Here is a 12,352-nt window from a genome sequence, read left to right on the forward strand (position 1 = left end):
CGGATTCAGGGTTACAGATTCAGGCTGGCGACCCAGTTCTGGACATCCGATTCGGATGCGTTGGACGAGAAGCGCTGGCCTTCCTGCCAGTCGCCGGTGCCGGTGAGTTCGGCCAGTTGAGTGGCGCTCGATCCGAGCCCCGAGCTGGTGGAGGTGCAGAACGGAATCACCGTCTTGCCGGTGAAGTCGTTCGCCTCGACGAAGCCGTTGACCGGCCATGCGGCGACGGCCCACCAGATTGGATAGCCGATGAACACGGTGTCGTAGGAGTCCCAGTTGGGCACATCGGTGGTCGTCAATTCCACGTCGCGCTGGTCGGGATTGTCATGTTCGATGGAGACGCGGCTGTTGTCGTTCGTCCAGTTGAGATCGTCGTCCGTGTATGGCTCGGACGGGGTGATCACGAAGACATCGGCACCGGCGGCGTCCGCGACGACATTCGCCACTTCCTCCGTATGGCCTTGGGCCGAGTAGTAGACCACAAGCGTCGATCCGTCGCCGCTGGTGGTGGGAGTGTCGGTGGTCATCGACAAATCGGACTGGGAAGTATCGGAATCCTGCGCGTCGGACTGCGAGGTTCCTCCGCAGGCGGCGAGACTGGCGGCGAGTACGATGCTCATGGCCGCCGCTGCGATTTTCTTCATGGGGTTCATCCTCCTAAAGGTCGGTTGCGGTGGATGATTCGACCCTAAAATCCGGTAACCGCTACCGGTCAAATTCGCGACACGCTCTGAGCGAAAGATCCTTCGACTCTGGGCTTCGCCCTCCGCTCGGGATGACGCAGCTCATGGCTAAGTGGACGTAATCAAGAAAAGAAAGGAAAGGCACAATCCAGACGGAACCGGCGGTTGTGTCAAGAAATGTTTCTGGAATAGCAAGAACCTTGATGTAATAGGAGTAGGAACCCGGAATCGGGAGAAAGGTAGGAGGATAAATGCGCATAAGCTATAAACTCCTCTGGCGCATGTTGGTTGAGCGTGACATGAGGAAAGAGGACTTACGGCTTGCTGCCGGTCTGACCGCGAATATGATTACCAACATGGGAAAGGCAAAAACATCAGCATGGAAACGCTGGCTCGTATCTGTGAAACCCTGAGTTGTGGCATTTTGGATGTAATTGAGTTGGAGCGGGACGAAGCTGCCGCAGAAGTAACAAAGTGACAAATCGGAATTTGAGGTGAGCAGATGGAGTATGTAATACGAGAAATGAGAAATGAAGAATATTGTTTGTTAGACAATTTTTTATACGAAGCGATTTATATTCCAGACGGTATTGAAGCTCCACCTAAATCCATAATAGGTTGTCCTGAATTACAAGAATATATCATTGACTTTGGAAAACGAAAACATGATAAAGCCTTAGTTGCAGAAATTCAAGAGAATGTGGTAGGAGCTATTTGGGTTAGAATAATGAATGATTATGGACATATTGATAATGATACCCCATCACTTGCTATGTCTATCTATAAAGAATACAGAGGATTAGGAATCGGAACTTCATTATTGAAACAACTATTGTCAGTAGAAAGATTAGCTGGTTATTCGAAAATTTCTTTATCTGTTCAGAAGAGTAATTACGCTGTAAAAATGTATAAGAAAGCTGGATTTACTGTTGTTGATGAAAATAGTGAAGAATATATTATGGCTATAAATTTGTAACATTAAATTTCAGTTTGTTGGTTTGAATTTTAACTGAATAAGCACAGCATAAACCGCTGCTACAAGGAAGTCTGCCCACCATGCGACAGCGGTTTTTCTTTACCTTTTCCTCTGGCTGATAGGCGTTCCCGTTTTCTTTGCCTTTTTGGGAATCCGAATCAGCTAACGAAATTCTTCGTCTGACAGATTTTTATAGTTGATGCCAAGCTGCTTGCAGTAAAGAACGATCATCTTTTCATCCCGACTGCCCTTGAAATTTTCGACCGCTTCCAGTTTTTCTTTCAGCGCATGGCTAAGAGGATGTAATCAAGAAAAGAGTTGAAAAGACCTCAGATATATTTTATGATTGCCGTAAGGGCAGGCAAATCAAAAATCGGAAGTTCAAGGTGAGATAATGTACATTGTTTTAGGCCTTGTGCTGATTGCCATCGGACTTCTTATGGTCATTGAACCGAAATCCTTCTATGAAATCACCCAGGGTTGGAAAAATGACGGTTATGCTGAGCCCTCCCAGCTATTTATTATCTCGACAAGATTTGGTGGAGCCATGTTTATTTTGGTGGGTTTGGCTGGCGATATCATCTTGTTGTTCTTTTCTTGAATATGATTTGGGACAGATAACAGCCGCCACTGGAATCCGCCCTCAAGCGCGGTATCCTTCGTCGCACTGAGGAGCGTAGCATCCTTCGTCAGCCTGAGCGGAGCGTAGCGAGGCGCAAGGATCTCATTGCCCCATATGAAACGCATCACCGCAAGGCTCCGACGAGGTGCCGTTCGGCGGGGAGCTCCGGCTCGTTGAACGCGGCGAGCTCATCGGGCATCGTGGCATCCGGGTCGTCGACCTCGATGAGGTTGCTGTAGTACTTGGTGCGTCCTTCGAGCACGCCGTCGTAGAACTCCTGCTTGGCGTCGATGTAGTCGATGCTGCGCTGGATCTCGGCCATGCGTTGTTCGAGAATCTGCCGCTTTGCCTCCAGAATCTGCTTGCGTTCGGGGATCGAGGACTCACCTTGCAGGCACAGGTCGAGGTATTCCTTCATTTCCGCGGTTCCCATGCCGCAGGCGCGCAGACAGTTGAGGGCGCCGATCCACGCGATGTTCTTGTCGTCGAACACGCGGCGGTTGTTCTCGTCCCGTCGCACGTTAGGCACCAGCCCCGCCTTGCAGTAGAACTTCAGCGTCTCGTAGCTCATGTTGACGAGTTTGCAGGCCTCTTTCATCGAATACATCGTCGCATCCTTCCGCAACGGCGTGTCGCCGATTTGACCGGTAGCCGCTACCGGCCACTATGGTCAACGATAACACGACAACAACAATCGACCTAGGGCTTCATGTGAACAACATCACCCTGAGCGACGGCGTGGAGATTCCCGGATGGGATTCGGCGTCTTCCAGATTCCGCCACCCGTCATCCTGAGCGGAGCACAGCGAGGCGCAAGGATCTCTTCCCCAGGCACGTCCCGATTTGACCGGTAGCAACTACCGGAGAGTAATGTCGGTGCCAACCCGTCCATCCATCCAAAGAAGGAGCATCATGACAACACTTGTGGCCTACTATTCCGCCGAAGGATACACCAAGCGCGTGGCTGAAACCATCGCCGACGCGACCGGTGCCGACCTGTTCGAAATCACCCCGGCCGAACCCTACACGGATGCCGACCTGGACTGGCGTGACGCCAACAGCCGCGTCGTGCGCGAACACGACGACCCGACGCTGCGCGAAACCCCGCTGGACAGCGCGGCCGTGCCGGACTGGGACTCCTACGACACCGTGCTTATCGGATATCCGATCTGGTGGGGCATCGCCGCATGGCCCGTCAACGGATTCGTCACCGACAACGACTTCGCCGGCAAGACGGTGATCCCGTTCTGCACGTCCTCCAGCTCGCCGCTAGGAGACAGCGACACCCGTCTCGCCGCGCTCGCCGACGCGGGCGACTGGCGTCCCGGCCACCGCTTCCAATCCTCCGTGTCCGACAATGACGTGCGCAAGTGGGTCGAATCGCTGGGAATCTGACGGCCATCGCATGATTGCCGGGCGGCGTCATTCCCCAAAGGCATGGGTTTCGCTGTCGGCTTGGCATTGGTGACGCGCGGCCTCCTGACTTAGCATGAGGGGACTTGTGACAAGAATCTGGAAAGGACACGAGTATGGCGAACACGCTGATTCTGACATTCCATCCGAATATGAACGAGTCGCGGGTCAACCGCCGTCTGTTGGAGGCGACGCGAGGCATGGCCGACGTGACCGTGCGCGACGAGTACACGCTCTACCCGGACTTCGCCATCGACGTGAAGGCCGAACAGCGCTTGGTCGAGGACCATGAGCGCATCGTTTGGCAGTTCCCGTTCTACTGGTACAGCTCGCCCGCGCTGCTCAAGCAGTGGCAGGACGACGTGCTGGAATACGGGTGGGCGTACGGCTCCACCGGCGACAAGCTGCACGGCAAGGAGCTGATGGTCGCCGTCAGCGCGGGCGGCGCCGGCGAGAAGTACACGAAGGACGGCGAGTTCGGCATCACCGTGTCCGAACTGCTTGCCCCCATGCGCGCGACCGCCAACCACATCGGCATGACCTGGCTGGATCCCTTCATTCTGACGGGCACGCTGAACCTTTCCGACGACGAGCTGGAGGCGGCCGCCGGCCGGTACGCGCAGGCGTTGGCTCGATAGTCTGCCGGCCGCGGGATACCAACCCTGCGAAAGAACTCAAAACGGCTTGGAAAGCCTTCTTCCAAGCCGTTTTTTCGTATGGCTTCGACGCGGAAAGACACGCCCGAAAGGGGCTTACGTGGTCGACGGGTCTGCTAAAGTAACACGTTGCAAGCGGCCCCCGACACGACGGTTCGACCCGTTTGCCAGGAAGTCGCCATTATGATTGCCGCATTCCGCGGGCTTTCGTTATGCGCCCCCTTGCTTTGCATCAAGAGGGGCCGGAAACCATAACGAAAGGAATTCTCGAACCATGCCCCGTAACGGCAAAGAAGGCATCCTCTTCAGCTTCATCATGTCCGCGATCATGATCTACGTGATGGCCGCACTCAACTATGGCGTGCGCACCGGCGACGTGGGCGCGGCCGCCTGGAGCTACGCCGTGTTCAACTTCCCACTCGCCTACGTGGTGGGCATGATCTGCGATCTGGGCATCTGCACGCCGAGCTCGCGCAAGCTGGCGGGCATGTTCTGCAAGGAGGAGGACCGTCTGGTCTGGAAGGGCATCACCGTCAAATTCCTCATGGTGGTGCTTATGACCGTGTTCATGACGATTTTCGGCGCGATCATGGCCTTCGGATTCACCGGTGCCGCGGTCGTCGGCTTCTTTGAAATGTTCCCCTACAACTTCACCATCGCCCTGCCGATCCAGATGCTTATCGTGGCCCCGCTGGCCGGCAAGATCGTGCACATGATCGGCGACGCCGCCCGCTGGAACGAGCCCGTCGCGGAAGCGCGCATGGCCGCGGCGTCCGTGTCCGCCTGATGGCGCGCCGCGCCCGCTTCCGCGCCGTCTGCATGGCGTGAGCGGGCGTGACGATTCTTGAAAGATGGGTGTGCAGGAGTATGTTCCCGCACACCCATTCTGCGTTGTTGGATCAACGCATGGTTTTGAGCTTGGCGATGTCCTCGTCCGTGCGGTCGCCATGGATGGTCAGCCGGGAGAGCGACTCTTCGATCCGACGATATTCGTCGTCGGTGAGCGATACCGCCGCGGCGCCAAGATTCTCGTCAATGCGTGAGATCCGCCGCATGCCGGGAATCGGCACGATGCCTTTGGCGAGGATCCAGGCGAGGGCGATCTGCGCGGGCGTGGCGCCCTTGGCCGCCGCGTATTCTCTGAGCAGATCCAACACAGGTTGGTTGGCGGCCATGTTCTCCGGCGCGAAGCGGGTGATGACCCGCCGCACGTCATCGCCGGTGTAGACGGCGTCCGTCGCGTATTTGCCGGACAGAAACCCGCTGGCCATGGGGGAGAAGGCGACCACGCCGATGCCTAGTTCGCGGCATGCGGGAATAACCGACTTCTCGAACGAACGCTCCATCATGGAGAACTCGCATTGCATGGCGGTCATCGGCGTCACGGCATGGGCGCGCCGCACCTCGCTTTCGGTGGGCTGCGACTGGCCCCAGCCGAGCGTGAGCCCCTCGTCGATAAGCCGGCCCATGGCCTCGGCCACATCCTCGACGGGGATGCCGCGGTTGACCCGATGCTGGTAGTACAGGTCGACATGATCCGTGCGCAGCCGTTTCAGCGACGCCGTCAGGCGTTCCTTGAGTACGTCGTAGACCGGACGCTCGTCGTCTTCGGGAATATGGATTTTCGTCGCCAGCACGATTTCGTCACGGATCGGCGCCAACGCCTCGCCCACCAGCGATTCGTTGCGTCCCGCCGCATAGGATGCGGCCGTGTCGAAGAACGTGCAGCCCCGCTCGTGGGCGTATCGCATGAGACGGATCGCCTCGTCGTGCTCCGTCGGCTCGCCGTAGCCGTGGCTGAATCCCATACAGCCCATGCCGATGGCCGATACATTCAAACGCGCCAATTGCATTGTTCTCATGGTTATGCCTCCTTGGTTGATGATGATATATGCCATGCGCAGAAGATGGAGAGAGCGACCGCCAGCGTCGCTTCGATGAAGAACCAGCGAGTCGCAGTGGCCAGATCGGTGCCGTTGACGGCGATGAACGCTCCGACGACCGCGACTCCTATGGCCCCTCCGACCTGCCGTACGGTGTTGAACACGCCGCTGACGATGCCCGCCAGCTCCGGATCGGCGGAGGAGAGCGCCAGATTCGAGGTCGGCGGCATGGTGGTGGACCCGCCGATGCCGCAGACGACGATCAGCGCGCATACGGTCCAGAATCCGAAACGGTCGGTGAGCGGAACCATCACGCCGTAGCCGACCAGCATGATTGACAGGCCGACGAGAATCGCATTGCGTCCACCGATATGCCTCACCATCGCGCCGCTGCCGAGATTGCCTGCCAGAGCGGCGAGCGCGCCGGGAATGAACGCCAGGCCGCTGACGAACGGGGACAATCCGCATCCCTGCTGCAGGACCAACGTGGCGAGGAATATCACCGCGTTCCAATTCCAGATCTGCACGAAACCAAGCACCAGCGCGATGCGTAGTCTCGGCGAGGCGAACATGCGCAGCGGCATCATCGGATGGGATGAGCGGCGTTGAACGCGGAAGAACAGGGCCAATGCGATGACCGCGGCGGCGAACAGAGCCAGCATCTCGGCGGACGAGTAGCCCAGCGTCCCGCCTTCGATGATGCCCGCGATCAGGCACACCAGCGCGATGATGGAAAGCCCCTGGCCCATCCAGTCGAAGGAGGTGGAACGCCTCGGCGAGTCAGGCACCCGTCCGACCAGAGCGAGGACCATCAGACAGAACGGAATGTTGATGGCGAAGATCAGACTCCAATGGATGGTGGTGAGCAGGCCGCCCAGCAGCGGGCCGCAGGCGGACGCGGCGGCCCCTCCCGCGCTCCAGATGCCGAGCGCCTTCGTACGGGCCAGAGGTTCGCGGTAGGCCTCGTTGATCATCGACATCGAGGTGGGCAGCATCATCGCGCCTGCGGCTCCCAACACTGCGCGTCCCGCGATCAGTACGGCCATGGTGGGGGCGACGGCGCACAGCAGCGAGCTGGCGGCGAACAGCGCGGTGCCGCAGGCGAATACGTTTCGAGAACCGAAGCGGCCGGAGAGATTGCCCGCGAGCAGCAGCAGGGAGGCGAACGGGATGGTGTATCCGTCCACCACCCACTGTTGGGCGGCGATGCCTCCGCCCAGATCATGGGTGATGGATGGCAGCGCCACGTTGATGATCAGCGCGTCCATCGAGGTCAGGAAGAACGCGGTGGACGCGAGCAACGTGGTCAGCAGGGCCGTGGGGGCGTGGCGGTCGAGACTTCGGCCGGATGTTTGCGATGGGATCATAATGCGAAATCGGGTAATGATGGGTGGTTGGTTGGGCTAGAACGAGCTGAGATTGTCGATCCAGAACGGTTCTCGCATCTGCGGCGTGACGGTTAAGTTCTGGTCGAGCGCGTTGATGGCGAGCATCTCGTCGTCGCGCAGCGTGAAATCGAATACGTCCAGATTCTCCCTGAGGCGTTCCTCGTGCACGGTTTTGGGGATGACGGTCACGCCGCGTTGCAACAGCCAGCGCAATACGACCTGCGCCACCGTCTTTTCGTGTTCGTCGGCGATGCCCATAAGCGTGGGATTGTCGAAGATGCCGAATTTGCCCTGCGCCAGCGGCCCCCATGCCTCGGGACGGATGTTGTGCCGGCGCATCAGCTCCATCGAAGGGTGCTGCTGGTTGAACGGATGCATCTCGATCTGCATGAGCTGCGGCGTCTCGCCGCCATGCAGCACCAGATCCTCCAAACGGTCCGGCGGGAAGTTCGAAACACCGATGGCCCGCACGAATCCTTCGTCGCGCAGCTCCCGCATGGCCCGCCACGCGCCGAAGACGTCGTTGTAGGGATGGTGGATCAGCAGCAGATCCACATAGTCCAACCGCATGACGTGCAATGATTCGAGGAGGGAGGTTCGCGCCCGGTCGTAGGTCAGATTCGCGACTTTGAGCTTCGTGGTGACGAACAGTTCGTCGCGCGGGATGCCGCTGCGTGAGATCGCGTTGCCCACGGCGGCCTCGTTGCCGTAGCTCTGCGCCGTGTCGATGAGCCGGTATCCCAATTCCAGCGCCGTGGCGACGGTGCGCTCGCATTGGTTGTGATCTCGCATCTGGAAGACCCCCAAGCCGAGGGCCGGCATGGTCACGCCGTTGTTCAATGTGATGGTTTCCATAGTGTGCTCCTTAGGTGTGCTGTCCGTTGCGTTTTCGAAAATGATTGCGGGCATGGGGAGGTGCCCAGCGCGGTCAGTCGTGCCAGGCCTCCTCGTAGCGAAGACCCTCGTCGATGGCCCCGATGGAGCGCATGTCCTCGTCCGTGAGCTCGAAGTCGAAGATGTCGTGGTTCTCGGCGATATGATCGGGGTTGCTCGAGCCCGGAATGGCGATGAAACCGGTCTGCAGCTGCCAGCGGAGAATGATCTGGGCGGAGGTCTTGCCGTATTCGTCGGCCAAAGCCATGATGGTTTCGTTGTTGAAGCTTTCCGACGTGTGGCCACGGCCGCCGAACGGATACCAGCCTTCCATGGCGATGCCATATTGGCTCACATACCGCTGCAGGGTGTCGTCCTGGTTGTAGATGTGGTGCTCGTTCTGGATCACCGCAGGTGTGATGCGCGCGAACGACAGCACCTCGTCCACCGCTTCCTGCGTGTAATAGTTGGAGATGCCGATCGAACGCACCACACCTTCGTCCACGGCCCTTTCCATGCCGCGGTACACCTCTTCGTCGTGCGATCCGGGCTGGTGCAGCAGCAACAGGTCGATATATTCCAGATTCAGCCTGTCCAGCGACTCCTGGATTGCGCCGTCCGGGTCCGCATAGGTACCGGGCATGATCTTGGTGGTCACGAACACCTCGTCGCGGGTGACGATGCCGTCGGCGATCGCCTTGCGCACGCCCCTGCCTACACCCGCCTCGTTGCCGTAATACTGGGCGGTGTCCACCAGTCGGTATCCGTCCTCGAGCGTGTGGTACACGCAGTCCTCCGCCTCGTCGTCCGACAGCGTCCAGGTGCCGAGTCCCAGCATCGGCATGGTGTATCCGCTGTTCAACGTGACATCGGCGACGGCATGTGGGCGTGCGTCGTTGTCGTCGAGCCAGTCGGACAGCAGTTCGTCGATCTGCTCGTCGGTGAACGCGTCCGGATCGCCGTTGCCAGGGAATTCGATATCCGTATACGATCCGATGGCCTCGGGGTCGCGCACGCGTTCGTTGAAATCGTCGAGGTATCCGCTCTGGCCGGATCCCATGCTGGTGCTGAACGGAACCACGGTTTTGCCGGAGAAGTCGGTGCTTTCAAGATAGCGTTCCAGCGGAGTCGCCACATATCCGTTCCAAATGGGGCCGCCGATGTATATGGTGTCGTATGCCTCCAAGTCGGGCAGATCGTCCACGAGTTCGGGCAGATCGCCGCTGTTCCGCTCCTGTTGGGAGACTTCGGCGGTGTCGTGGGGATCCTCCGGATAGGCGTCGACGGTTCGAATCTCATATGAGTCCGCGTCGATGATGGTGGCAAGACGCTGCGCGATGCGCCTGGTGTTGCCGGAATACGAGTAGTAGACCACCAACGGGGTTGCGGTTGCCGATGTATCGGGCAGTGTGGCGTTGATGGTGCCGTCGGCGACGGTCGAAGAACTTTCGCCTTCGGAACCGTCCGAGCATCCAGCCATGGTGAGTCCCATGACGCATGCGAGCATGCAGGTCAATGTTTTGCGTATCATCCGCGTCTCCTTTCCTGTGGAGTGGCTTCGTGGGGTGACGGGTTCAGTTATATGGCGGCGCGGATTCGGCAACGCCGCGCCTGTGGTCGCGATATGCTATCAGTGTGTGAACTGAAAGGTTCATACGCTGATGTGGTGTGGTGAGGTGGCGTATGTACGACAAGCATCTGGACGGATTTCTGATGGCCGCCGACTGCGGAAGCTTCTCCCAGGCGGCGCAGCGGCTGTACATCTCGACCAACGCGCTGATCAAACAGATCAATCTGCTGGAATCGAGACTTGGCATCACCCTGTTCGTCCGCAGCCGGCAGGGCATCGAACTGACCGACGCCGGACGCAGCATCTACCGCGACGCCAAACGCATCATCGGCATATCCGAGCAGGCCGTGCGGGCCGCCAAAGACATCGAACGCTTGAGCGGGCGGTCCATCCGCATCGGCACATCGCAATTGCGCCCCTGCAAAACGCTGGTGGACGTCTGGTCGACGGTCAGCCGGCGGTATCAGGACATCTCGTTGAGCGTCGTTCCCTTCAATGACGAATCCCTGCTCGCCGTGCTTGACGCGCTTGGCGAGGGAATCGACGTCATCGCCGGAATATATCCCTCGACGTTGTGGAACAATCGCTGTCAGGCGCTGCATCTCGCCGATCTGCCGCTGTGCTGCGCGATGGCCCGGAACCATCCTCTGGCCTATAAGCGCCGCCTGACCTTCGATGATCTCGACGGGCAGACGCTGATCATGATTCGCAGGGGCGACACCAGCTATATCGACGAGCTGCGTGACGAGATCGAAACGAATCATCCCGGCATTCGCATCCACAGCGTGCCCAGTTACGGCACCGATGTGTTCAACCAGGTCGAGGCCCTGGGCGGTCTGATGGTCAGCGTCCAGATCTGGTCGGAGCTGCATCCCTCATTGGTCACGGTTCCCTGCGAATGGCGCTATACCGTGCCCTACGGCATCGTCTATCCGTTGAAACCCGCCCCCATCGTCGAACGGTTCGTCGAAGCGATGCGCACCGCCGGCCCGCTCTTCCATAACGATTGAGCATGGAGGGGCATCGCGGATAGGTATTTGATATGTGCCCATGATGGTGATTGAATGCCGGTAATACGACAGGAAGGACGGCATCATGGGCGTAACGGCATCAAACGCGGCCTCATTGAAGAATCTTGATTCCTCCGCGGCGGGCGACGGCGCGGCGGAATGCGCGTGTCTGGCGAAGCGACAGTTGAACGAACATGAGCACCACCGCGAGTCCGCGGATGTGTGCCAGCAGGTGCTCACCGGCGAACGCGCGATGTTCCGGGCATCGAATCAGCGCATCGTCGACTCGACGTTCGCCGACGGCGAATCGCCGCTCAAGCACGCGCGCGATCTGGAGATCATCGGCGGCATGTTCAAATGGAAGTACCCGCTGTGGTACTGCGAGAACATCGTCGCCAAGGACTGCACCTGGTTCGAGATGGCCCGCGCCGGCGTGTGGTACACGAACAACATCACCGTGGAGAACAGCGTCATCGAGGCGCCGAAGAACTTCCGCCGCGCCGACGGCGTGCGGCTGACGAACGTGCAGTTCCCGAACGCGGCCGAAACGCTGTGGCATTGCCGCAACGTCGTCATGAACCAGGTGAGCGCCAAAGGCGACTACTTCGCCATGAACTGCGAGAACATGACCATCGACGGGTTCACGCTGGTGGGCAACTACTCCTTCGACGGAGCGAAGAACGTGGAGGTGCACAACGCGCGAATGCTCTCCAAAGACGCCTTCTGGAACGCCGAGAACATCACCGTCTACGACTCCTTCATCTCCGGCGAATACTTCGGCTGGAACTCGAAGAACATCACCCTGGTCAACTGCACCATCGAAAGCCTGCAGGGCATGTGCTACATCGACAATCTCGTGATGCGCGACTGCCGCCTGCTCAACACCACGCTCGCCTTCGAATACTCCACCGTGGACGTGCAGGTCGACGGCGCCATCGACAGCGTGCTCAACCCGTCGGGCGGCGTGATCCGCGCCGAAAGGATCGGCGAGCTGACCATGAACCCCAACGAGGTGGACGTGTCCGCCACCCGCATCGTCTGCGATGCCATCGAATCACGCAGCGACACCAAGCCCGCATCGTTCTAAACAATAGAGATCCTTGCGCCTCGCTTCGCTCCGCTCAGGATGGCGAAGGGCTTCGGCTTCGTCTGGGATGACGGAGAGGAGATCCTTCGACTGCGGGCTGCGCCCTCCGCTCAGGATGACGAGGAGTGTCTTTCGATGTTCCAAGCGATTTGTGTGGTCTTTTCCGTCATCCCGTGCGGGGTGTGTTTTCC

At 59.0% G+C, this 12,352-nt stretch carries 13 protein-coding genes and 1 pseudogene; 8 read left to right on the forward strand and 6 right to left on the reverse strand.

The window, feature by feature from the left end:
• Window positions 1-11: 11 nt before the first annotated feature.
• Entirely contained in the window at window positions 12-644 is a 633-nt protein-coding gene (locus tag BE0216_RS00370; protein WP_094636414.1) for a flavodoxin, read from the reverse strand.
• 400 nt (window positions 645-1,044) lie between these two features.
• On the opposite strand from BE0216_RS00370, the pseudogene BE0216_RS12285 reads away from it, so the two are divergent.
• From BE0216_RS12285 to BE0216_RS00390, 3 genes and pseudogenes are all read left to right on the forward strand, one after another.
• Window positions 1,045-1,161: pseudogene (locus BE0216_RS12285) on the forward strand (helix-turn-helix domain-containing protein); the annotation flags it as partial.
• Window positions 1,162-1,185: 24 nt separating this feature from the next.
• Window positions 1,186-1,659 carry a GNAT family N-acetyltransferase gene (locus BE0216_RS00380; RefSeq protein ID WP_094636413.1) on the forward strand — a complete coding sequence of 158 codons (474 nt, stop codon included), beginning with the start codon at window positions 1,186-1,188 and terminating at the stop codon, window positions 1,657-1,659.
• A gap of 394 nt (window positions 1,660-2,053) precedes the next feature.
• Entirely contained in the window at window positions 2,054-2,260 is a 207-nt protein-coding gene (locus tag BE0216_RS00390; protein ID WP_072725392.1) for a DUF6199 family natural product biosynthesis protein, read from the forward strand.
• Between the two features lie 145 nt (window positions 2,261-2,405).
• Here BE0216_RS00390 and BE0216_RS00395 read toward each other — a convergent pair whose 3' ends face one another.
• Entirely contained in the window at window positions 2,406-2,888 is a 483-nt protein-coding gene (locus BE0216_RS00395; RefSeq protein WP_094636412.1) for a MerR family transcriptional regulator, read from the reverse strand.
• 305 nt (window positions 2,889-3,193) lie between these two features.
• Between BE0216_RS00395 and BE0216_RS00400 the strand changes: the two genes are divergently transcribed.
• The 3 genes from BE0216_RS00400 (at window position 3,194) to BE0216_RS11905 (ending at window position 5,137) form a co-directional block, all read left to right on the forward strand.
• A complete protein-coding gene (locus BE0216_RS00400; RefSeq protein ID WP_211279910.1) occupies window positions 3,194-3,676 on the forward strand; it encodes a flavodoxin in 483 nt (160 codons plus the stop codon).
• Between the two features lie 134 nt (window positions 3,677-3,810).
• Window positions 3,811-4,332, forward strand: a complete 522-nt coding sequence (locus BE0216_RS00405) for an NAD(P)H-dependent oxidoreductase (RefSeq protein ID WP_094636410.1) — start codon at window positions 3,811-3,813, stop codon at window positions 4,330-4,332.
• A 292-nt stretch (window positions 4,333-4,624) separates the two neighbouring features.
• On the forward strand, window positions 4,625-5,137 hold the full coding sequence (locus BE0216_RS11905; RefSeq protein ID WP_226805656.1) for a hypothetical protein: 513 nt from the start codon (window positions 4,625-4,627) through the stop codon (window positions 5,135-5,137).
• A gap of 112 nt (window positions 5,138-5,249) precedes the next feature.
• Here BE0216_RS11905 and BE0216_RS00415 read toward each other — a convergent pair whose 3' ends face one another.
• The 4 genes from BE0216_RS00415 to BE0216_RS00430 all read right to left on the reverse strand — a co-directional run bounded on the left by BE0216_RS00415 (window position 5,250) and on the right by BE0216_RS00430 (window position 10,025).
• Window positions 5,250-6,212 (reverse strand): aldo/keto reductase, encoded by a 963-nt coding sequence (locus tag BE0216_RS00415; RefSeq protein ID WP_094636409.1) that lies wholly within the window; start codon window positions 6,210-6,212, stop codon window positions 5,250-5,252.
• A 2-nt stretch (window positions 6,213-6,214) separates the two neighbouring features.
• Window positions 6,215-7,600, reverse strand: coding sequence for an MFS transporter (locus BE0216_RS00420; protein ID WP_094636408.1), 1,386 nt, complete (start codon window positions 7,598-7,600; stop codon window positions 6,215-6,217).
• Window positions 7,601-7,636: 36 nt separating this feature from the next.
• Entirely contained in the window at window positions 7,637-8,476 is an 840-nt protein-coding gene (locus tag BE0216_RS00425; protein WP_158217184.1) for an aldo/keto reductase, read from the reverse strand.
• 73 nt (window positions 8,477-8,549) lie between these two features.
• Window positions 8,550-10,025 carry an aldo/keto reductase gene (locus BE0216_RS00430; protein WP_094636406.1) on the reverse strand — a complete coding sequence of 492 codons (1,476 nt, stop codon included), beginning with the start codon at window positions 10,023-10,025 and terminating at the stop codon, window positions 8,550-8,552.
• 152 nt (window positions 10,026-10,177) lie between these two features.
• Between BE0216_RS00430 and BE0216_RS00435 the strand changes: the two genes are divergently transcribed.
• Together BE0216_RS00435 and BE0216_RS00440 are read left to right on the forward strand one after the other, a co-directional pair.
• A complete protein-coding gene (locus tag BE0216_RS00435; protein WP_094636405.1) occupies window positions 10,178-11,074 on the forward strand; it encodes a LysR family transcriptional regulator in 897 nt (298 codons plus the stop codon).
• 85 nt (window positions 11,075-11,159) lie between these two features.
• Complete coding sequence (locus tag BE0216_RS00440) at window positions 11,160-12,161, forward strand: DUF3737 family protein (protein WP_094636404.1); 1,002 nt, start codon at window positions 11,160-11,162, stop codon at window positions 12,159-12,161.
• The last annotated feature ends 191 nt before the right edge of the window (window positions 12,162-12,352 follow it).

The organism is Bifidobacterium eulemuris, from assembly GCF_014898155.1.
GTDB lineage: Bacteria > Actinomycetota > Actinomycetes > Actinomycetales > Bifidobacteriaceae > Bifidobacterium > Bifidobacterium eulemuris.